Source organism: Flavobacterium sp. (assembly GCF_024642105.1).
GTDB lineage: Bacteria > Bacteroidota > Bacteroidia > Flavobacteriales > Flavobacteriaceae > Flavobacterium.
The window spans coordinates 210,620-234,461 of the sequence record NZ_JAHEBT010000052.1 but is presented as its reverse complement, the minus strand read 5'-3'; the positions used below and the strand labels follow the sequence as shown (position 1 = coordinate 234,461).

Below are 23,842 nucleotides of genomic sequence, written 5' to 3'. Positions count from 1 at the left end.
TAAGAAACAAGATAAAGGATTATGTCGTCTCACTACGAATCAAGCATTAGAAAACCTTTAGTTATAGGTGATAAGTCTTATCACGATGTAACAGTAGATGTTGCAGCTCCTGTTGAAGGTAAAGCTAACAAACATTGGTGGATTGTGTTTTCAATCGCATTAACAGCTTTCCTTTGGGGATTAGGCTGTATTATCTATACTGTATCTACAGGAATCGGAACATGGGGATTAAATAAAACCGTGGGTTGGGCTTGGGATATCACTAACTTCGTTTGGTGGGTAGGTATCGGTCACGCAGGAACGTTGATTTCTGCTGTATTATTACTTTTCCGTCAACGTTGGAGAATGGCTATTAACCGTTCTGCAGAAGCTATGACTATTTTCTCTGTAATTCAGGCTGGTTTATTCCCAATTATTCACATGGGACGTCCTTGGTTGGCTTACTGGGTATTGCCTATTCCGAATCAGTTTGGTTCATTATGGGTAAACTTTAACTCACCATTGTTATGGGACGTATTTGCAATTTCAACTTATCTTTCGGTTTCATTAGTTTTCTGGTGGACTGGATTATTGCCTGACTTTGCTATGTTAAGAGATAGAGCGATTACACCTTTTCACAAAAGAATTTATTCTATCTTGAGTTTTGGATGGAGTGGTAGAGCAAAAGACTGGCAACGTTTTGAAGAAGTATCTTTAGTTCTTGCAGGTTTAGCAACTCCATTAGTACTTTCGGTACACACTATCGTATCGATGGACTTTGCTACTTCAGTAATTCCAGGATGGCATACTACTATTTTCCCACCTTACTTCGTTGCTGGAGCGGTATTCTCTGGATTTGCAATGGTAAATACTTTGCTTATCATTATGAGAAAAGTATCTAATTTAGAAGCTTATATTACTATTCAACATATTGAATTGATGAATATTGTAATCATGATTACAGGTTCTATTGTTGGTGTAGCTTATATTACTGAGTTATTTGTTGCTTGGTATTCAGGTGTAGAATACGAACAATATGCTTTCTTAAATAGAGCAACAGGACCTTATTGGTGGGCTTATTGGTCGATGATGACATGTAATGTGTTTTCACCTCAATTTATGTGGTTCAAAAAATTAAGAACAAGTATTATGTTCTCTTTTATAATCTCTATTGTTGTAAATATTGGAATGTGGTTCGAACGTTTCGTAATCATTGTAACTTCATTACACAGAGATTATTTACCATCTTCATGGACAATGTTCTCACCAACATTTGTTGATATTGGTATATTCATTGGAACAATTGGTTTCTTCTTTGTATTGTTTTTATTATATGCTAGAACATTCCCAGTAATTGCTCAAGCAGAGGTTAAAACAATCCTAAAAGCAACTGGAGATAATTATATTAGAGAAAGAGCAAATAAAGATTCACACCATGAGTAATAAAGTAATATACGCCATTTATAATGACGATGATATATTGATGGATGCCGTTAAGAAAACACGTGCTGCTCATCATCATATCGAAGAAGTTTTTAGTCCATTTCCTGTTCACGGTTTGGACAAAGCTATGGGACTTGCCCCAACACGTTTAGCCATTTGTGCTTTTTTATATGGGTTGTGTGGTATTTCTTTTGGAACTTGGATGATGAATTATATTATGATTCAAGATTGGCCTCAAGATATTGGTGGTAAACCGAGTTTCAGTTATATCGAAAATATGCCAGCTTTCGTTCCAATTATGTTTGAAGAAACGGTATTTTTTGCAGCTCACTTAATGGTGATTACTTTTTATATGAGAAGTAAATTGTGGCCATTTAAAGAAGCTGAAAATCCTGATGTTAGAACAACTGATGATCACTTTTTGATGGAAGTTGCTGTAAATGATAATGAAGCTGAATTAGTTTCGTTTTTCGAGAACACTGGAGCTATTGAAGTTAAAGTAATAGAAAAGCATTAATCATAGTTATGAAAAATATATTTAAAATAGCGTTTTTATTTGGTATGACTGCATTGGTGTCGTCTTGTCATGATAAATCTGCACCAAATTACCAATATTTTCCAAACATGTACGAATCTGCAGGTTATGAAACCTATTCTGAATCGGCTGCATTTAAAGACGGAAAAGAAGGTCAACTTCCTGTAGTTGGTACAATTAATAGAGGATTTGAGCCTTACGTATATGAAAATTCTACTGCAGGTTATGAATTGGCTAAGGCTAACCTTAAATCTCCATTAGATTCTATTCAAAAAGATTTGACTAAAGGTCAAGAATTATATGAAATTTATTGTATTAGTTGCCATGGTGCTGCTGGAAATGGTAAAGGAAAATTAGTAGAGAGAGAAAAATTTCTTGGTGTTCCTAGTTATGCAGACAGACCTATTACTGAAGGGAGTATTTTTCACGTAATAACGTATGGTCTTAATTCAATGGGTTCTCATGCCAATCAATTGGATGCCAAAGAACGTTGGTTAGTTGCTAACTATGTTCTTAAACTTAAAAGTGAATTATAATTGTTGAACAAACTGATCGTAATAGATATGTACACATTTTCAAGTAAATTAAAAACCTTTTCTTTAGTCTTAATGGCTGTTGGTCTACTAGGGATTGGATATGGTTTTTATACTGCTCCAAAAGATATTAAAGAAGTTGAAGCGCTTTTAGCTTCTGAAAGCCATGGTGAGCATGGTGTTGCTAAACATGAAGTTGAAAAATCTCATGAAGTTGTAGCAACGAATAGTGAAAGCAAAACTCATGATGCAACTGAAGCACATGAGGATAATGCACATGCTGAACACGAAGCGCATTTAACACATGTTTTACATCAATTACAAAATAAGCCTTGGGCTGCTTTGTATGTTGCTTGTATTTTCTTTTTGTTGATTGCTATGGGAACTTTAGCTTTTTATGCTATTCAACAAGTGGCACAAGCTGGTTGGTCACCTGTATTGTTTAGAGTTATGCAAGGAATTACATCTTATTTGCCTGTTGGTTCGGTGTTATTTTTTATATTCTTGCTATTATCTGGATTACATTTTAATCATTTATTTGTTTGGTTAGGAGAAGGTGTTACAGATCCTAAGAGCATTAATTATGATGAAATCATTGCAGGTAAAGCCGGTTATTTGAACTTTCCATTTTGGATTGTTAGAGCAGCTGTATTCTTGTTAGGGTGGAATTTATACCGTTATTATTCAAGAAAAAATTGTTTAGCTCAAGATGAGGCTAATGATAATTTAAACTACAAAAAGAATTTTAAAATATCGGCTGGATTTTTAGTTTTCTTCATTGTTTCTGAGTCAATTATGTCTTGGGACTGGATTATGTCAATTGATCCTCATTGGTTCAGTACATTATTTGGATGGTATGTATTTGCAAGTTTCTTTGTAAGTGGAATTACAATGATTGCTATGGTAACGTTGTACTTGAAATCAAAAGGATATTTAGAACACGTTAATACAAGTCATATTCATGATTTGGCTAAATTTATGTTCGGTATTAGTGTATTTTGGACTTATTTATGGTTTTCTCAATTCATGTTGATTTGGTATGCTGATATCCCTGAAGAGATTACTTATTTTGTAACAAGAATTCAGTTGTATAATCTTCCATTCTTTGGTGCTGTAGCTATGAATTTCCTTTTCCCTCTTTTAATTTTGATTAATACTGACTTTAAGAGAATTACTTGGGTATTAGTTATGGCTGGAATCGTAATTTTGTTAGGTCATTATATTGATTTCTTTAATATGATTATGCCAGGAACGGTTGGCGATCAATGGTTTATTGGGGTTTCAGAAATTGCTTCAATTCTTTTCTTCCTTGGATTATTTATTTATGTTGTATTCACAGCATTAACAAAAGCTCCATTACTGGCAAAAAGAAATCCATTCATTGAGGAGAGTAAACATTTTCATTATTAATATTTAAAGAAAAAACAGATGACAAGTTTGTTGGTAATTATAGTTTTAGTTCTATTAGCTGTTGCACTTTGGCAATTGACTAAAATATTCGACCTTACGCAAGTAGGAGTTTCAAATTCAAATGATTCTCAAGTTGCTACTGATAATGATAATAATATTCAAGGATATTTAATGTTTGGCTTTTTAGCATTCATTTATATTTTTACGATATATGGGTTATTAAAATGGGGAGATCTTCCTTTGCATACCCCAGCTTCTGAACACGGTGCTGATGTCGATAATTTGATGAATATTACCTGGGTTTTAATTTTTACTGTCCAAGCCATCACTCAAGTTTTATTGCACTTTTTTGCTTTTAAATATAGAGGTAAGAAAGATCAAAAAGCCTTGTTTTTTGCTGATAATAATAAGTTAGAGGCAATTTGGAGTGTTATTCCAGCGGTTGTATTAGCAGGTTTAATTTTATACGGTCTTTATGCTTGGAATAACATTATGTTTGTTGACGAAGATGAAGACGTGGTTGTAATTGAATTATATGCTCAACAATTTAAGTGGTCTGCTCGTTATGCTGGTGCTGATAATGTATTGGGTAAAGCAAATGTAAGATTAATAGAGGGAGTTAATACTTTGGGAGTTGATCTAGCTGATCCAAATGCACAAGATGATATTGTAGTTTCTGAATTGCACATACCAAAAGGTAAAAAAATACATTTCAAGATTCGTTCCCAAGATGTGTTGCACTCAGCTTATATGCCTCATTTTAGAGCACAGATGAATTGTGTTCCAGGGATGGTTACTGAATTTGCTTTTACTCCTATTTATACCTCTGCAGAGTATAGAGAATTGCCTTATATGGTAGAAAAAGTAGCTAGGATTAATGAGTTAAGAGCAAAACAAAGCCTTAAGTTAGTCGCTGAAGGTAAAACAGCACTTGATCCTTATACTTTTGATTACTTGTTGCTTTGTAATAAAATTTGTGGTGCATCTCACTACAATATGCAAATGAAAATCGTTGTGGATACACCAGAAGAGTATAAAAAATGGTTGTCTGAACAAGTGGCTTTAGTTAAAGAAGTTAAAGCGGCTAATGAGCCTGCTCCTGCTGATGCCACAGGTACTGATTCAACTTCGGTTACAAGTGATACAGCGGTTGCTAAAGTAGCGATGAAATAATAAATTTAAGAATATTTAAAGTATACAAATATGTCAGCAGAAGGACACGGTCACGAACACGATCATCATCATAAAGAAACTTTCATTACTAAGTATATATTTAGTATTGATCATAAAATGATTGCAAAACAATACCTTATTACAGGTATCGTTATGGGAATTATTGGTGTAGCAATGTCGTTGCTTTTTAGAATGCAATTGGCTTGGCCTGAAGAATCTTTTAAAATCTTCAATATTTTATTAGGTGATAAATTTGCACCAGAAGGAGTAATGGCTAATGATATTTATTTAGCCTTGGTTACAATACATGGAACCATTATGGTTTTCTTTGTATTGACTGCTGGTTTAAGTGGTACTTTTAGTAACTTATTGATTCCGCTTCAAATTGGGGCAAGAGATATGGCTTCAGGATTCATGAATATGATTTCGTATTGGTTATTCTTTTTATCAAGTGTGATCATGGTTTGTTCATTATTTGTTGAGGCTGGTCCAGCTTCATCTGGATGGACAATTTATCCGCCATTGAGTGCATTGCCACAAGCTATTCCTGGTTCTGGAGCTGGTATGACATTATGGCTAGTTTCCATGGCTATATTCATTGCGTCTTCTTTGATGGGATCTTTGAATTATGTTGTAACAGTAATCAATTTGAGAACAAAAGGAATGACAATGACTAGATTGCCACTTACTATTTGGGCATTCTTTATCACTGCTGTTATTGGTATTGTTTCTTTCCCAGTATTGTTGTCTGCTGCTTTGTTATTAATTTTCGATAGAAGTTTCGGAACTTCATTTTTCTTATCAGATATTTATATTGCAGGAGAGGTTTTACATTATCAAGGTGGTTCACCTGTATTGTTTGAGCACTTGTTCTGGTTCTTAGGTCACCCTGAGGTTTATATTGTATTATTACCAGCTTTAGGTATTACATCAGAAATTATTGCAACAAACTCTCGTAAACCAATTTTTGGTTATAGAGCGATGATTATGTCGATTTTAGCGATTGCTTTTTTATCTACAATCGTTTGGGGTCACCACATGTTTGTATCAGGAATGAATCCGTTTTTAGGTTCTGTATTTACTTTTACAACTTTGCTTATTGCAATTCCATCAGCTGTAAAAGCGTTTAATTATATCACAACTTTGTGGAAAGGAAACTTACAATTCAATCCAGCTATGTTGTTTTCTATCGGATTGGTATCAACTTTTATTACAGGTGGATTAACAGGAATTATTCTTGGAGATAGTACTTTGGATATTAATGTGCATGATACTTATTTCGTTGTAGCTCACTTCCACTTAGTAATGGGTATTTCTGCTCTTTACGGGATGTTTGCAGGTGTGTATCATTGGTTCCCAAGAATGTTTGGAAGAATGTTGAACAAAAATTTAGGATATATTCACTTTTGGGTAACGGCTGTTTGTGCTTATGGAGTATTTTTCCCAATGCACTTTATTGGATTAGCTGGTTTGCCAAGACGTTATTATACAAACACTAACTTTCCATTGTTTGATGATTTACAAAATGTGAACGTATTAATTACAACATTTGCTTTAATCGGTGGGGCTTTCCAATTAGTATTCTTATATAATTTCTTTGTAAGTATCTTCTATGGTAAAAAAGCAGAGCAAAATCCTTGGAAATCTAACACTTTAGAATGGACTGCACCAGTGGAACATATGCACGGTAACTGGCCAGGAGAAATTCCTGAAGTACATAGATGGCCTTACGATTATAGTAATCCTGCACATGATGAAGATTACGTTCCTCAAAACGTGCCAATGAAACCAGGTGAAGAAGTTTTACACCATTAATATACAGAGCCTCTATGAAAATAGAGGCTTTTTTATTTGATTTCATTCACATCTGAATTTTCTATTTAATTCCTCCAAAATCTTTCTCTATATTTGTTTCATGAACGAAAATTTAGACCCAACTACAAAAGGATATAACCCGGATGAACTTGATCTTGAAAAAAGATTAAGACCACTCTCTTTTGATGATTTTGCAGGTCAAGATCAAATCCTTGAAAATCTTAAGGTATTTGTAGAGGCAGCTAATCAGCGTAACGAGGCTTTAGATCATACATTATTTCACGGTCCTCCAGGATTAGGTAAAACTACTTTAGCTAATATTCTGGCTAATGAATTGCAAGTTGGAATTAAAATCACCTCTGGTCCGGTTTTGGATAAGCCAGGGGATTTAGCGGGCTTGTTAACCAATCTTGAAGAACGAGATGTCTTGTTTATCGATGAAATCCATCGTTTAAGCCCTATAGTAGAGGAATATTTGTATTCGGCTATGGAAGATTTCAAGATTGATATTATGATTGAATCTGGTCCTAATGCAAGAACCGTTCAAATCAATTTAAATCCTTTTACGCTTATTGGTGCTACTACTCGTTCAGGTTTATTGACTGCTCCTATGCGCGCACGTTTTGGAATCTCCTCACGTTTACAATATTATACCACTGAACTATTAACAACTATCATTGAACGTAGTGCAAGTATTTTAAAAATGCCTATTGATCTTGAAGCAGCAATTGAAATTGCAGGGCGAAGTAGAGGAACACCTCGTATAGCTAACGCATTGCTGCGTAGAGTGCGTGATTTTGCACAAATTAAGGGTAATGGTACGATTGATATAGAAATTGCAAGATATGCCTTAAAAGCGCTTAATGTGGATGCGCACGGTTTGGATGAAATGGATAATAAAATTTTAAATACCATTATTGACAAATTTAAAGGAGGTCCTGTAGGTTTAACTACCTTGGCTACAGCTGTTTCAGAAAGCAGCGAAACCATCGAAGAAGTCTATGAGCCGTTTCTAATTCAAGAAGGATTTATTATGCGTACCCCTCGTGGACGTGAAGTGACAGACAAAGCCTATAAACATTTAGGTAAATTGAAAACCAATATTCAAGGCGGGTTGTTTTAATTTTGGGAGCTCATCCTGCTATCCGCTGTATCTTTTCCCTAAGGCTTCTAGCCTTTCAAAGGCTAGAAGCCTTAAAAGATGTCGCTTCTATCAGGGCTAGTTAAACCGGTTTTAATTCTATTTCTATTAACAATAAATCAAAATATTCGCAATTCATCAAATCTGAGGCGCAACGCCTTGGTTTTTTGTCTTGTGGTATATCTAGGGCTGGTTTTTTAGAAACAGAAGCTCCACGGCTCGAAAAATGGCTTAAAAACAATAGCCATGGTCAAATGACCTACATGGAAAATCATTTTGACAAGCGTTTGGATCCTACTTTACTAGTTGATGGTGCCAAAAGTGTCGTTTCATTACTCCTGAATTATTATCCATCAGAATTTCAAAGAGCCGATTCCTATAAAATTTCCAAATATGCTTATGGACAAGATTATCATTATGTAATCAAAGAAAAGCTGAAAGCACTTTTGTTTTCTATCCAAGAACAAATAGGGGAGGTTTCAGGTCGCGCTTTTGTAGATTCAGCACCTGTGTTGGATAAAGCTTGGGCAGCTAAAAGTGGTTTGGGTTGGATAGGGAAAAATAGTAATCTCATTACACAAAAAGTAGGTTCTTTTTATTTTATAGCCGAGTTAATCATTGATTTAGATTTAGAATATGATACTCCAACTACTGACCACTGTGGTACTTGTACCGCTTGTTTAGATGCTTGTCCAACGCAAGCTATTATTGCGCCTTATCAAGTAGATGGCAGTAAATGTATTTCATATTATACAATCGAATTAAAGGATAATCTTCCATATGATATGAAGGGAAAATTGGACGATTGGGCTTTTGGATGTGATGTATGCCAAGATGTCTGCCCTTGGAATCGATTTTCTAAACCTCACAATGAGCCTTTGTTTGATACCAATCCTGAATTACTTTCGTTTTCTAAAAAAGACTGGGAAGAAATTACCTCTGAAACGTTTCAAAAGGTATTTAAAAATTCTCCTCTTAAACGCACTAAATTTGAAGGCTTAAAGCGAAATTTAAATTTTTTAAAATAATAAATCTCTATTTTGAACTAGATTCTCGTTCAATAATTTCAGTATCTAATTCAATAGTTTTCGGACTAAATTCAACTTCTTCTTTTCTGGCTGTCATTTCTTCTAACAATAAATCGAAAGCAGTAACTCCCATTTCATGACTTGGTTGCTCTATAGTACTTAATTTTGGAGTAATTACTTGAGACATAAACCAATTACTAAAACCAATTATTTTAACGTCTTTGGGTACGTTAATTTTGTGTTCGTTACAATAAGCTAATACGCCTACTGCAACCAAGTCAGTTATCGCAAATATTCCGTCTACATCTGGATGCTCTTCAAATAGTTGTTCGGCGAACTCTTTTCCTTCTTCGAAAGATACTTTTTCACAAGCATATACTAATTTTGAGTCAAATGGAATATTATTTTTTTCTAAAGCTTTTTTATAGCCTAGATAGCGGTCAATAGAATTTTGCGGGTTGAGAGGCCCTCGAATATGAGCTATTTTTTTGCAACCATTATCAATTAAGTGTTGTGTGGCTTCAAATCCTGCTTTTTGGTCGTCAATAATTACCTTGGAACATTTCGCTAATTTGGCAATCTTGTCAAACATTACTAAAGGAATGTTTCTCTTAATTATCTCTTGGATATGAGAATCGTTATTCGATTCATTAGAAAGTGACATCAGAATCCCGTCTACTCTTTTGTTAATGAGTAATTCTACTTGTTTTTTTTCTAATTCTAATGTTTCGTTAGACTGTAAGATGATTACTAAATATCCATTTTTTTCAGCCTCATCAATAATAGCTTTAATAATATTAGAGAAAAAATGATGCGATACTTCAGGGATTATTAAACCAATGGTTTTAGACTCTTTCGTTCTTAAATTTACGGCAAAACTGTTAGGAGTGTAGTTTAAGTTTTGTGCCAACTCTTTAACTGCATTTTTCGTTTTCTCACTAACATCTGGATAGTTTTTTAGTGCTTTAGAAACTGTTGTAATGGAGATTCCTAGCGTAGTCGCAATTTCTTTAAGAGTAATGTCTTTCATGACCGTGATTTTTGGAAACATTTAGTTTAGTAATGATATGGAATAATTGTTCCAGCTCATTTAGTATGAAATTTTATACCAATTTGATTGGTTGTAAATCCATCCACAAGGTATTCATTTTTATGAAATAATTCTTCATTTAAATGAATATTTACAAATTATAAATGGAACGTTATATTTCAAACATTAGTTGGGATACCTAGTTTTTGCAAATAAAAAAGCGGTTTAAAAATATATTTTTAAACCGCTTTTAAAATGTATAAGTATTTATTTTAATTCTAAAATTATTGCTTCGTATGGACGTAGTGTATTGATTTTCATTGATTTTGATTTGGTGTAATTGCTTAGGATGATTTTAGATTTGTCCGTTGAAAAACCTAAATTATAAGCAGCTTCCTTTTCTGTAAAGTTCAATAAAACCAATATTTTTTTCCCGTCAAGCTCTCTAGTGTAAGAAAATACATTTGGATTTTCTTTATCCAAAAGAGTATATTTTCCGTATTGTAGTACAGGGCTTGCTTTACGAACTTTTACTAATTTTCTGTAATAATTTAATACCGAGTTTGGATCTTTTTCTTGTGACTCGGCATTGATTGTTGTAAAGTTTGGATTTACCTTAAGCCAAGGTTTACCTGTTGTAAATCCTCCATTAGCACTAGCATTCCATTGAAAAGGAGTTCTTCCATTTTCTCTAGACGTTTGTTTTTTGTTTTCCAAAAATGCCTTTAAGTCCCCACCTGCATTTTTGAGTTGTACGTATTTATTTCGGGTATCTACATCATTGTAGTCCTCAATATTGTCAAAGCGAATATTAACCATCCCAATTTCATCTCCGTTGAAGTTGTAAGGAGTTCCTCTCATAGTCATTACAAAAGTAGAAAGCATTTTAGAAGAAACAGCTCTGAACTGAGGGGAGTCATTTCCAAATTTACTTACCATTCTAGGTTGGTCATGATTGGCTACAAAAATAGATAACCATCCTTTGTCTTTAAAAACTTCGTCATATTTAGAGAAAATGTTTTTGTATTTTACCAATCCAAATTCACGAACATGGTTTCCAATATCTACACTTTCAAAATGATACGCTAGATTCAGTTCTTTTCGAGCCGGATCAACAAATTTCATAGCTGCTTCTGGAGAATCTCCCGCACCTTCTGAAACCGTCATAGCATCTGGATATTTACTTAATACTTCACGATTCATTTCTTGAATATGTTCGTGTAATTTCGGACCATTACCATAGAATTTAATAATCTCCAGCGTGTTATTTACAATTTCTTTTGGTAATTCAGGGAAACTGTCATCTTTTGAAATGAATTGGAAAGCATCCATTCTAAACCCATCAATTCCTTTGTTCAGCCAAAAAGCCATAATGTCGTAAATTTCTTTACGAAGTGTAGGATTGTTCCAGTTTAAGTCGGGTTGTTTTTGAGAGAAATAATGTAAATAATACGCATTAGTTGTCGCATCATATTTCCAAGCATTGCTATTTACATCAAAAAAGCTCCATCTGTAAGGAGGAATTCCTTTTTCGGCTGGCCACCAATAGTAATAATCACGGTATTTATTGTCTCTAGAACTTTTAGATTGTTTGAACCATTCGTGTTCATCACTACTATGGTTTACTACCATATCCATAATTAATTTAATGTTTCTTTTGTGCATTTCTTTTAACAAAAGATCAAAATCTGCCATCGTTCCAAAATCTTTTAAGATTTCTCTGTAGTTGCTAATGTCGTAACCGTTATCATCGTTTGGAGAATCGTAAATTGGGCTTAGCCAAACAGCATCAATTCCTAAACTTTTCAAGTAGTCTAATTTAGAAATAATCCCTTTAATATCGCCAATTCCATCTCCATCGCTGTCTTTAAAACTTCGAGGGTAAATTTGGTAAATCACGGCTTCTTTCCACCATTTTGCATCACCAGTTTTAACGATTGTTGTTTTGTTTTCTTGCGCCATAATACTCATCAAAGAAGAGAAGAGTAAGGCAATCAACAGCATTTGATTCTTTTTCATTCGGTTAAAATTTAATTGTAGATATAAAGTTATTTAATTATTTCGTTGAACTCCAAACGTTCTCCGTCAGGACCTAAAATATTGAAATATTTACAGCCTTTGTTCCAAAAATTAAGAAAAACGGGTTCGTTTTCGAGAATTGTAAAATTGTTTTCTTTTAGGGTTTTGTATGTTAAATTAATATCATCCACATCAAAGGCAACATGATCAATATGTCCGTCTTTCCTATTGGCAATTTCGGATAGGTGAGAGGCAGGCATTTGATATAATTCTATTACCATAGCACCTCGCTCCATCATGGCCACAATTCCGCCTTTTTCTCCTTCAATTTCAAAGGTAGATGGCATGACATTTTTAAAACCGAATTGCTCATAAAAAGCAATTGATTTCTGAATGTTGGAAACTGGAATTCCAATGTGTTGTATGTGGTTTATTTTTAAATCCATGGTCTAAATTTGCATAAATTCAGCAATAGCTTCCGGTGAAATTTTTGGATTAGCACCTTCATTTTGAGCGACTAATGCTCCTAAAGCACAAGCAAAATCAATCGCTTTTTGAGGCACTATTCCTGTCAATAATTTGGTTAATAAACCAGCTAAAAATGAATCACCAGCACCTACTGTATCGGCTACTGTTATTTTATACCCACTATTGTAAAATAATTGGTTGTTGTATAACAAAACGGCTCCGTGACTGCCTTTGGTTACACAAATATGTTTAGTGTTAGTTTTTTCAGCAATAAACTGAATGTTTTGTTCCAAAGAATGAAAAGGAGAGCCTAAATACTCGCTAATTTCATATAATTCGTCATCATTAAATTTAATAAAATCAGCTTTGTTCATTAAGTCTGAAAGCAATTCTTTGGTGTAAAAAGGCGCTCTTAAATTCACATCAAAAATTTTATATTTAGCTGAATTTAGTAGGCTTATCAAGCTTTGGTAAGAGGTATTGTCTCTACAAACTAAACTTCCAAAAACGAGAGCATCTGCATTAGCTACTACATTTTGAGCTTCAGGAGTAGCTTCAATTTTATCCCAAGCTACAGGATAATTGATGGTGTAAGAAGCCGAACCTTTTGCGTCTAATTTTACCAATACTTCCCCTGTTGCAAAAGTGTTGTCAACTTGGATAGAGTTTGTACTTACGCCATTTTGGCTAACAAAATCGAGTAATTCTTTCCCGATTTCATCCTGCCCAATACGACTAATGATTTGAGTCTCGATTCCCAATGAAGCCATTCTAAGTGCAACATTCAAAGGCGCTCCTCCAATTTTTCTATGTGTTGGAAAAACGTCAAATAAGACTTCTCCAAAACAAACTATTTTTGTAGCCATAGTTATTAATTTTTAGATAAACTTTCAGATAATTCTTCTAACGTTCTTCCTTTAGTTTCAGGCATTTTGAAGAAAACCCAAAGCAATTGGAACACCATCATAATGCAGAAAATAGCAAATACAGTTGTAGTGCCAATTTCTTTGAATAAAAACGGAATAAACGATGGGATTAAAGCAGCTAAAACCCAGTGAACAGAAGTCCCAAAAGAAGTTCCTGCAGCTCTTAATTTATTAGGGAATAATTCTGAAATAAATACCCAGATTACCGCTCCTTGACCAATGGCGTGAGAGGCGATGAATAAGAAGAAAAATAGCGGCACTGCCATGCCTTTCCATTCGTAAAAAAAGGCAGTCGTTACTAATCCTAACGAAATAATATAGCCAACAGAACCCAAATACATCAAGGTTTTTCGGCCGTATTTATCGATTAATGAAATACCAATCATAGTAAACAATAAATTGATTACTCCAATCCCGATACTGCTTAAGAAAGAAGCCGATTTTTCTAATCCGGCCAATTCAAAAATACGCGGTGCATAATATAAAAACGCATTAATTCCAGATAGCTGATTGAAAAAGGCAATGAAAAATGCCAATAATAAAGGCTTCCTGTATTTTTTCATAAAAATGGATTCATTTTTACCTTCGTGAGCGGTCTCGTTTTCAATAGCGGCAATTTCTTCTTCTACTTGCGCGTCAGTGTTGATTTGTTTTAAAATTGAAATAGCTTGTGCTCTATCTTTTTTGTATTCAAAAATCCAACGCGGACTTTCTGGAATACCAAAAACCAATAAGGTGTAAATAAAAGCTGGAAAAGCCTGAATTCCAAGCATCCAACGCCAAGAATTTTCGCCAATATCTTGTAAGTAAAAATTAGAAGTGAAGGCAATAAGAATTCCAAAAACGATATTGAATTGGTACAAAGCCACTAATTTTCCACGGTCTTTGGCCGGTGCAATTTCAGATACATAGGTTGGTGCTGCAATGGTTGAGGCACCTATTCCAATTCCGCCAAGGAATCTAAAAATTGAGAAAATGATGGAATCCGTGGCAAAAGCGGTTCCTAATGCAGAAATGAAAAATAAAAGTCCGATGATAATTAACGTCTTTTTTCTCCCTAAAATATTAGTTGGATAAGAACCAAATATCGCCCCAATTACGGTTCCCCATAAAGCGGATGACATCACCACTAAACCGTGGTATAAATCGGAAGAACCCCATAATTGTTGCAATTGTTTGTCAGCACCTGAAATTACAACGGTGTCGAAACCGAATAAGAATCCTGCCAAGGCTACTACAATGGACCAGTAGAGAATTTTTTTGTTATTCATTTTTTTTAGTTTTTGTGGTTTAGTTAATTTTGAGTTGGAAAGATACTATTTTACCAAATTCCTTTTACAGATTGGAAAACGATATTTTTAATTTCTTGATTTTCAGTAGACTCAATGGTTAATTTAGTGTAAGGTTGGTTTGGAAAAATTTGATCAGTAAAAGTATAAACTCCTTCGTTTAAGAAAATCTCAATCGAAGACCAATCCAAGATAATTTGAAAATCAATAGTTTTCGAAATTAAATTTGGAGTAGGTCTAGTGTGTATTTTTTCTCCAAAACTTTTCTCGAAATTCACTTTACCCGAATGGCGTCTGTCAATTACAAAAGTTTGTTTTTTGGCATCATAGTTTAAGATAAGGGTATCCTTAACCTCATTTGAAAAAATCAATTTTAGATTTTTGTTTTTGGCATTGAATTGAATTTGAGATTGATTCAATTTAGGGTAAGCAAAAGTTTTTCCGCTTCCTTTTTTAATATTGATTTCTTCTTTTGAGAATTCTGTAGTTAATTGCTTTTTGAACTGTTCAACAGGTTTGCTTTGTAGTACATAATCTCCGTTGATTGTTGAAAGAGAAAGCGTTCTAGCTAAGGTCATTGCGCTTCTCCAATTGGTTGTTGGCGTATTTCGAGCATAATTCCAGTTACTCATCCAGCCTAAAAATACACGTTCACCCTTGGGTGTATCGTTGTAAGTGACGCCTGCGTAATTATCGGTGCCGTAATCCACCCATTTGGTTTCTTTTTGCGCAGTTGTAAACGTTTTTCCATCAAAATCGCCAATAAAATATTGTGTCGCCGAACCACCATTGGGCGCTCCTGGATTGATACTTACTAAAAGCACCCATTTTTCTTCTTGAGTTCCGTTTACTTTCAGTTTAAATATATCAGGGCATTCCCAAACGCCTCCGTGTGCGCCATTCTTTTGTCCAAATTCACTTTCTAGTTTCCAATGGAGTAAGTTGTTGGAAGTATAGAATTGAGCACGATCTCCCGCAACTAAAACTAAGTTCCAAGTTTTGGCATCTTCGTTCCAAAATACTTTAGGGTCTCTAAAATCACGTAAAGTTGTATTATTGATAATTGGGTTGGCCTCGTATTTTTTCCAAGTTTCCCCTTCGTCTAAACTGTAAGCCAAACCTTGGGTTTGCGTGTTAATTTTACCTGCCTTTTCAAACTCCATATTGTGGTAAGTGAAAACAGCAATCATTGGAGGGTTTTCTTTGGTGCCAAGTCCAGAAGTGTTGTTCACATCCATTACAGCACTACCTGAAAATATGTAGCCTAATTGATCTGGAAATAAGGCGATTTTTTTGTGTTGCCAATGAATTAAATCAGCGCTTATTGAGTGTCCCCAATGCATGGGTCCCCAAACAATGTCTGCAGGATAGTATTGGTAAAATAAATGGTAGGTTCCTTTGTAGTACAACATCCCGTTAGGGTCGTTCATCCATTTTTTTTCAGGCGAAAAATGAAATTGTGGTCTAAAAGGTTCTTTATAATATTGAGTAGAGTCAACAGTGATAGTTTCTTTAGACGAAATCAAAACGCTATTCTTTTCTTGCGCTACGCAATTTAATGTGAATAGAGTGCTTATGAACAAGCTAACGGCTATTATTTGAGTCCATAGGTATTTCATCTGGTTTTTTTGGCTGTTAAAAATAGTATTCTTTTATGAATAGTCAGCTTTGGAATATTGATAATGATATAGAATTTTTCCGAAATCGTTGTCGATGTTGTATTTAGTAGTTTTAAATGTCTTTGTAAATAGTATTACAATTTTATGTATTATGTTTGAAAGTTGTAAATGTCTATTGTCAAACCAATTTAAATAAAAATATGAATCTAAATCTTCTAAATCTTTATAATAAAAAAGTATTTTTTATTGTAAGCCTATTAATTACCTCGATACAGTTGAGTGCTCAAAAAGTGACTATTCCCATTGCTTCTGAAAATCACATGATTTTGTTGCAGACGGATCATTTGAATCGATTAAGAACAATATACTTTGGTAAACCAATACAAAATCAAAGCGAATTAGAAGCGGTTGGGGCTACTACGAATTATGATGAAAATAATTCAGGAATTTATAATTCGGCTTACACTCCGGCAGGAACTTGGAATTTATCAGAACCCGCTATTCAGGTCAAACATGCGGATGGGAATCCTTCGTTAGAGTTGAAATACAGCAGTCACAAAAAAGAACAAATTGATGCCAATACTTCTCTTACAAGTATTGTTTTGAAAGATCCTGTTTATCCTTTTGAGGTGACTTTGTGTTATAAAGTTTGGTCAAAAGAAAATCTGATTGAACAATGGACAGAAATTAGACACAAAGAGAAAAAAGCAGTCTTGTTGCAAAAGTTTGCTTCTGCCAATTTGTACTTTTCAAACAAAGATTTCTATTTAACCAGTTTTCAAGGAGAGTATTTAAAAGAAATGCAGCCTATTGAAACGAAATTAGAACAAGGCATTAGAACAATTGATTCTAAATTAGGAACTAGAGCAATGCTGTTACAGACCCCAAATTTTATAGTTTCTTTTGGAAAACCTGCTTCAGAGAATCAAGGGACGGTATTGTTAGGTCAATTGGCTTGGAGTGGTAATTTTAAATTGGATTTTGAAATAGATTCGCATAAAAATCTTCGTTTGATTACTGGAATAAATCCGTATGCATCAGAATATGCTTTGGTGCCAAACGAAACGTTCAAGACTCCTTCATTAATTTATACTTTATCTACTAATGGAACGGGAGAGGCAAGTAGAAATTTACAGAATTGGGCAAGAAAATATAGAGTTCTAGATGGAGAAGGAGAGCGATTGACTTTATTAAATAATTGGGAAGCTACTTATTTTGATTTTGATGAGAATAAAATCTCAGGCTTGTTTAAAGGAGCTAAAGATATTGGTGTAGATTTATTTCTTCTAGATGATGGTTGGTTTGGAAATAAATATCCTCGTAATAATGATGATGCTGGTTTAGGAGATTGGCAAGAAAACAAAAAGAAATTGCCTCATGGGTTAGGCTATTTAGTAAAAGAAGCTAAAAAAGAAGGAGTGAAATTCGGAATCTGGATTGAGCCAGAAATGGTAAACCCTAGAAGTGAATTGTACGAAAAACATCAAGATTGGGTAATTCGTCAACCGGAGCGTCCTGAAATTTATTACAGAAACCAATTGGTGTTGGATTTATCCAATCCAGAAGTACAGGATTTTGTTTTTGGAATCGTAGATAATCTATTTGTGAAAAATCCAGAATTGGCTTTTATCAAATGGGATTGTAATGCGGTTATTTATAATGCTTATTCAGCTTATTTGAATAAAAAAGGATTGCCACAATCTAATTTGTATGTCGATTATATTAAAGGACTGTATAAAGTGTTAGAGCGTATTCGTGCTAAATACCCAAAAGTGCCTATGATGTTGTGTTCTGGCGGAGGTGGTAGAGGGGAATATGAATTTTTGAAATATTTCACTGAGTTTTGGCCGAGTGATGATACAGAACCTTTAGAACGAATTTTTATGCAATGGAATTATTCGTATTTCTTTCCTTCTATCACTACAGATAATCACGTGACTGATTGGGGGAAACAGCCTTTGAAGTTCAGAGTTGATGTTGCTAGTATGGGGAAATTAGGGTTTGATATTGTTACCAATCATTTGAGCGAAAAGGACAGACAGTTTTGTAAACAAGCGATTTCAAATTATCATTCGTTTAAGGATATAGTTTGGCATGGAGATCAATATCGCTTAGTAAATCCGTACGAAAATGATATCGCATCTTTGATGTATGTAAATAAAGATAAAACCAGAGCGGTGGTTTTTAATTATTTAGTCAATAACAGATTTAATCTTACGGCAACCAAAAGACCAGTAGTGTTTAATGGTTTGGACTCGAATAAAAAATATGTGGTAAAAGAAATCAATTTATATCCTGAGATAGAATCTACGTTGAAATCGGTAGTTTATTCCGGGGACTTTTTAATGAAGGCAGGATATAATCCCGATGTGAATTTAAAAAGAACAAGTGTTGTTCTAGAGGTTACCGAGCTAAAATAGTAAATCTTCATTTTTTAGTAACAAAAGCTTCCGTTCTTTTATAGACTGGAAGCTTTTGTTTTTGGATCAAATTTTAAATAATTCGCAATATAATTTGATATTGAGGTCTTATCTTAGGGATAATTCATCGTTTTTTCAATGTAGTAGATTAAAATATAGAATATGTGTTTTTTTACCGTATTTTTTTTACATATAAATTATTTTTTCACTTATTTTTTTACAGTATCAATTTTTAAATCGAAAACGTTTTCGATGTACCGAAAACGATATAGTTTACTTTTTCTTAATATTTTCATAAAATTAATAGTATGTTTGAATCAATATTTAAAACAAACCATTTATTAACCAACTTATTTATTACGTATGAAAAATAGTCTACTTAAAGGCTTGATGGTTTTCTTAACCATGCTATGTACAAGTTTGACATATTCGCAAGATGTGTCAGGTACCGTATCCGATGCTAGCGGACCTCTTCCAGGGGCTTCTGTATTAGTTAAAGGAACGACAAAAGGAGCACAAACAGATTTCGATGGTAAATTTACTATCAAAAATGTTGGCTCAAACGCAGTTTTAGTTTTTAGTTACATTGGTCTTAAAACACAAGAAGTAAATGTAGCAGGAAGAAGTAATGTAAATGTTACTTTAAAAGAAGATTCAGCAGAATTAAAAGAAGTAGTCGTTATCGGTTACGGTTCTGTGAAGAAAAAAGATGCAACAGGTGCGGTTGATCAAATTTCGTCTAAGAAATTTGATAACGTTGCTGCGGTGAATCCAGCTTCTCTTTTACAAGGTAAGGTTGCTGGTGTTCAAGTTACCTCTTCAAATGGAGAGCCAGGTGCTTCAAATTCTATCAGAATTCGTGGTAATGGAACTTTGCGTTCTGGGAATGGTCCGCTTATTGTAGTCGACGGTGTGCCGTTGGCAGGTGGTGATGTAACTTCTGGTGGTGCGAGTTTAGGTAATGGTAATTCATCTGCTAAAGATCCGTTAAGTTTCATTAATCAAAATGATATCGAAAGTATGTCTATTTTGAAAGATGCTTCTTCTACAGCTATTTATGGTGCTCGTGGAGCCAATGGTGTAATCATTATTACAACTAAAAAAGGTAAATCAAAAGAGCCAGAATTAACTTATTCTTCATCTTATACGACCTCTTCTTTTGCATCTAAATTTGATGTATTGTCAACAGATGAATTTATCAAACTTACTCCAGCTGACAAAAATTTTGGTGGTTCTTATGATTGGAAAAAACAAGTATTACAAACAGGAAGTACTTTAAATCATGATTTGTCATATTCAAGTGGAACAGATAAATCGAATACGAGAATCTCTTTAGGTATGGCTAATACAGATGGTATTATAAGAAATACAGGTTTGGATAAGTACACTGCTACATTGTTTAATTCTAATGAATTTTTAGATAGTAGAGTTAAATTAGAAACTCGTATTTCGTATTCTAATGTTAAAGATCAAAGAGCTTTGACAACTAATAATACAGGATATATTGGGGATGTTTTAAGTTCGGCTTTGTACTGGAATCCTACAAGAAATGTACAAAATGTTGATGGTTCTTATGTTCGTGTAAGTGGGGATTATATAAATCCTGTTCATTTATTGAATGATTATTCGAACAAAGGAGATTTGTCTAAATTTTTAGGAAGTTTAACTACAAATGTGAAATTAACCAATAATTTGAAATATACAATGGTTGTAGGTTTTGAAACTTCAAATTCAGTAGTAAAACAACAAGCTTCACCTAGTTTAAATATTCAAGATTTTGCTAGAGCAGTAAATCCTTCAAATTTAGTAGAATATAGAGGGCAGGCAGTTGTAGCTGAAGATCAAAGAGTTAATAAGACGATTGAACATAATTTAACTTACACTAAAGATCTTACTAAAAACATTAATTTGAATGCGATTCTTGGATATTCTTATTATAATTATGCTTCAAATGGAACTTTTGTATCTGCAAAAGGATTTGCTCCTACTCAAACTAATTTGTTAGAAAATATGGAAGGAGGAATTCCTACAGAAACTAGAACAAATTCATACAAAGGGCTTTCTGAAATGCAATCGGTTTTTGCAAGAGCTTCTATGTCTTTTTACAATAAATTGAATTTAGATCTTACTGTACGTCGTGATGGTTCATCTAAAGCAGCTGAGGGAAAAAAATATGGAAATTTCCCATCTTTAGGTTTGGCTTACAAATTAGTTGAAGGTAAAGACGGATTGGTTAACGATTTGAAATTAAGAACTAATATTGGTAAAACTGGTAATACTGAGTTTCCAAGAAATTCTTCAGTTAGTATTATTGAATACAATGGACCAGATAAATTTACTATTGTAAATAATGCCAACTCTCAATTGACTTGGGAAACGACTACTTCTTATGGTGTAGGTGCTGATTTTACATTGTTAAAAAATAAATTATCAGGATCTGTGGATTATTTTAATAAAAACACGACTGATTTAATTGTGGGAATTCCGTCTACATCAGGTCAACCTTCTCCACAAGGTATCAAGTATGTTAATTTACCAGCAAATTTAATTAATAAAGGAGTTGAGGTTGCTTTAAATTATAAAGTTATAGATACTCAAGACTTATCATGGGATGTTTCTGGAAACGTAGCTTTCTTGTCTAATACAGTAGAAAACTTAGGAGCTTCTAACATTTATAATGTAGGACGTATTGATGGTCAAGGTTTAACTGATGCTTATGTTCAAAGAATTCAAGATGGATATCCTTTGTATACTTATTATTTACCTGAATTTACAGGTTATGATGCCAATGGTAAATCGTTATATGCCAATGGTGGTGCTACTTCAATGTTAGATAAACAACCTTTGCCAAAAATGACAGTTGGTTTCTCTACAAGCGTAGCTTACAAAGATTTTGATTTCTCTACTTCAATGTACGGTAATTTTGGAAATTATTTGTTTAACAATACTAACGTAGCGTTATTCTACCAAAATCAATTAGGTGGTAAAAATGTTACGCCTGAAGTAGCTTATTCTGCTCAATCGAATACTGATGCAAATACTCCTTCTACTAAATATCTTGAAAAAGGAGATTTCCTTAGACTAGGTCAATTAACTTTAGGTTACACAATCAAAGGGTCAATTTTAGAAAGATTGAAAATGAAAACAGCTCGTTTTTATGTAAATGGATCTAACTTATTTGTAATCACTAAATATTCTGGTTTTGATCCAGAGGTTGATACAAATAAATCTTTAAATGGTATTCCTTCAGCAGGTATTGATTATTTATCATATCCAAAAGCGAGATCTTTTTCGGTAGGACTTAACGTAACATTTTAATTAGAATAAAAATGAAAAAAATTAATTTTATAAAGTACGGGCTTTTTGCTGGAGCATTAGTGTTAGGTGTAAGCTGTACCAATTTAGATGAGCAAATTACAGATGCTACAGAACTTTCAGCTGCTGATGCAGATGCAGTATTAGTATCTGCTTATGCTGGATTGCATAATTTTGAGACTCAAGATGGTCTTTTTGCTATACAAGAAGTAACTACAGATTTTGCAATAGTGCCAACACGTGCAGGAGACTGGGGAGATGGAGGAGCATGGTTAGAAGATCACTTTCACACATGGAAAGCAGATAGTAGAGAAGTTAATACTGCTTGGAAGCATATGTTGTCAAGTGTTTATAACTGTGATTTGGCTTTGGCTATTAAAGGAATTTCTCCTTCAAATAAAGCACAAGCTCAATTTTTGAAAGCGTATTACTATTATAATGCAATTGATATGTTTGGTCAAGTGCCTTACAGAGAGGCAGGTAGTTCTAATGATGATTTCCCTAAAGTGTGGGATTCTCCAACAGCTACTGCCAAAATCATTGCTTTGTTAGAAGAAGCGTTACCTAATTTACCGGCTAAAAACACTTCAGATCCATCTATTGCTAGTAAAGATGCAGCTAATTTCTTATTGGCTAAAATTTATTTGAACAAAGCAGTATTCGATGCTCCATCACATACTGGATTTAATGCAAATAATGTTGCCAATATGAATAAAGTGATTCAGTATGTTGATGCTATTTCTTCATCAACTTCATTGGCTCCTGATTATTGGGACAACTTCAAGCCTTCAAACAATACTAGTCCTGAAGTAATATTATCAGTTAGAAATGTGCTTGGTGTAGATGGAGTTGCAGGTTTAGGGATAAATGGAATTAGATCAAGATGGTATATGAGTGCTCATTACAATCAAACTCCTTCTGGATGGAATGGTTTTTCTGTACTGCAAGAATATTATAATCAATTTGATCCTGCCGATAGACGTATTAAAAACAATGATGCTTCTATAATTGCTAATTTCGGTAGTCCGCTTGGAATGCGTATTGGTCAACAATATGAAAAAGGAGGAGCTGTTGCTTTGAAAACTAGAGCTCAAAATGACTCTCGTCCTTTGAATTTTCAAAGTGATCCTGCTGGTCTGCCAGCAGACGGTAAAATATTAGCTGCAGAGTGGTTAGAAAGATGGGGTATTCGTCCTCAGAAATACATACCAGACGTTTCTAATATGGATAAACCAGAAAATGATTACGTATTGTTCCGTTATGCAGACGCGTTGTTGATGAAAGCAGAAGCTATTGCTAGAGGAGGTGTTAGTACTACAACTCCGGCTTCTATTAAAGCTTTATTTACTGCACGTCCTGGAATAACTACCCCGATGGATTTGTCAACTTTAACAGGAATATATACTGCTAGAGCTACAGAGTTATGGGAAGAAGGATGGAGAAGAAACGATATGATTCGTTTTGGTAAATATACAACTGCTAGGGCTACGATGACTAATACAGATGCGTATAGAGTATTGTTGCCAATTCCAACTACAGCGTTGTTGAATCCAAATATTAAACAAAATCCTGGATACTAATATTCCGTATTTTGATACTTATTTCAAGGAGAGCAAATTGCTCTCCTTGTTTTTTAAGAGCCTATTTAGGCTCTTTTTTTTGTTTATTTATTTGATGTATATCACTATTTTAAGGTGTT

At 34.0% G+C, this 23,842-nt stretch carries 16 protein-coding genes and 1 pseudogene; 11 read left to right on the top strand and 6 right to left on the bottom strand.

What is annotated here, in order from left to right; translation table 11 throughout:
• Positions 1-21: 21 nt before the first annotated feature.
• From nrfD to queG, 8 genes are all read left to right on the top strand, one after another.
• Positions 22-1,422, top strand: coding sequence for an NrfD/PsrC family molybdoenzyme membrane anchor subunit (nrfD, locus tag Q0L65_RS06595; protein WP_296684657.1), 1,401 nt, complete (start codon positions 22-24; stop codon positions 1,420-1,422).
• The gene (locus tag Q0L65_RS06590) at positions 1,415-1,939 is read left to right on the top strand and encodes a DUF3341 domain-containing protein (RefSeq protein WP_296684655.1); all 525 of its coding nucleotides are present in this window, start codon (positions 1,415-1,417) and stop codon (positions 1,937-1,939) included. The genes nrfD and Q0L65_RS06590 overlap by 8 nt, the downstream gene beginning before the upstream one ends.
• A gap of 8 nt (positions 1,940-1,947) precedes the next feature.
• On the top strand, positions 1,948-2,493 hold the full coding sequence (locus tag Q0L65_RS06585; RefSeq protein ID WP_296684653.1) for a cytochrome c: 546 nt from the start codon (positions 1,948-1,950) through the stop codon (positions 2,491-2,493).
• Positions 2,494-2,520: 27 nt separating this feature from the next.
• A complete protein-coding gene (locus Q0L65_RS06580) occupies positions 2,521-3,900 on the top strand; it encodes a quinol:cytochrome C oxidoreductase (RefSeq protein WP_296684651.1) in 1,380 nt (459 codons plus the stop codon).
• 18 nt (positions 3,901-3,918) lie between these two features.
• Complete coding sequence (locus Q0L65_RS06575; RefSeq protein WP_296684650.1) at positions 3,919-5,073, top strand: cytochrome c oxidase subunit II; 1,155 nt, start codon at positions 3,919-3,921, stop codon at positions 5,071-5,073.
• Between the two features lie 30 nt (positions 5,074-5,103).
• Entirely contained in the window at positions 5,104-6,888 is a 1,785-nt protein-coding gene (locus tag Q0L65_RS06570; protein ID WP_296684648.1) for a cbb3-type cytochrome c oxidase subunit I, read from the top strand.
• Positions 6,889-6,988: 100 nt separating this feature from the next.
• Positions 6,989-8,011, top strand: coding sequence for a Holliday junction branch migration DNA helicase RuvB (gene ruvB, locus Q0L65_RS06565; protein WP_296684646.1), 1,023 nt, complete (start codon positions 6,989-6,991; stop codon positions 8,009-8,011).
• A 125-nt stretch (positions 8,012-8,136) separates the two neighbouring features.
• Positions 8,137-9,057, top strand: coding sequence for a tRNA epoxyqueuosine(34) reductase QueG (queG, locus tag Q0L65_RS06560; RefSeq protein ID WP_296685203.1), 921 nt, complete (start codon positions 8,137-8,139; stop codon positions 9,055-9,057).
• A 7-nt stretch (positions 9,058-9,064) separates the two neighbouring features.
• Here the strand turns inward: queG and Q0L65_RS06555 are convergent, their stop codons facing one another.
• The 6 genes and pseudogenes from Q0L65_RS06555 to Q0L65_RS06530 form a co-directional block, all read right to left on the bottom strand.
• On the bottom strand, positions 9,065-10,087 hold the full coding sequence (locus Q0L65_RS06555) for a LacI family DNA-binding transcriptional regulator (RefSeq protein WP_296684644.1): 1,023 nt from the start codon (positions 10,085-10,087) through the stop codon (positions 9,065-9,067).
• 267 nt (positions 10,088-10,354) lie between these two features.
• Positions 10,355-12,106: an alpha-glucosidase gene (locus Q0L65_RS06550; RefSeq protein ID WP_296684643.1), complete on the bottom strand. Its 1,752-nt coding sequence runs from the start codon at positions 12,104-12,106 to the stop codon at positions 10,355-10,357.
• Between the two features lie 29 nt (positions 12,107-12,135).
• A complete protein-coding gene (locus Q0L65_RS06545) occupies positions 12,136-12,552 on the bottom strand; it encodes a VOC family protein (protein ID WP_296684641.1) in 417 nt (138 codons plus the stop codon).
• A gap of 3 nt (positions 12,553-12,555) precedes the next feature.
• Complete coding sequence (locus Q0L65_RS06540) at positions 12,556-13,440, bottom strand: carbohydrate kinase (protein WP_296684639.1); 885 nt, start codon at positions 13,438-13,440, stop codon at positions 12,556-12,558.
• 5 nt (positions 13,441-13,445) lie between these two features.
• Positions 13,446-14,774: pseudogene (locus Q0L65_RS06535) on the bottom strand (sugar porter family MFS transporter); the annotation flags it as partial.
• A gap of 47 nt (positions 14,775-14,821) precedes the next feature.
• Positions 14,822-16,408 (bottom strand): glycoside hydrolase family 32 protein, encoded by a 1,587-nt coding sequence (locus Q0L65_RS06530; protein WP_296684638.1) that lies wholly within the window; start codon positions 16,406-16,408, stop codon positions 14,822-14,824.
• 200 nt (positions 16,409-16,608) lie between these two features.
• Between Q0L65_RS06530 and Q0L65_RS06525 the strand changes: the two genes are divergently transcribed.
• The 3 genes from Q0L65_RS06525 (at position 16,609) to Q0L65_RS06515 (ending at position 23,723) form a co-directional block, all read left to right on the top strand.
• Positions 16,609-18,828 carry an alpha-galactosidase gene (locus Q0L65_RS06525; RefSeq protein ID WP_296684636.1) on the top strand — a complete coding sequence of 740 codons (2,220 nt, stop codon included), beginning with the start codon at positions 16,609-16,611 and terminating at the stop codon, positions 18,826-18,828.
• A 363-nt stretch (positions 18,829-19,191) separates the two neighbouring features.
• Positions 19,192-22,146 (top strand): SusC/RagA family TonB-linked outer membrane protein, encoded by a 2,955-nt coding sequence (locus Q0L65_RS06520; RefSeq protein WP_296684635.1) that lies wholly within the window; start codon positions 19,192-19,194, stop codon positions 22,144-22,146.
• Between the two features lie 11 nt (positions 22,147-22,157).
• Entirely contained in the window at positions 22,158-23,723 is a 1,566-nt protein-coding gene (locus tag Q0L65_RS06515) for a RagB/SusD family nutrient uptake outer membrane protein (protein ID WP_296684633.1), read from the top strand.
• The last annotated feature ends 119 nt before the right edge of the window (positions 23,724-23,842 follow it).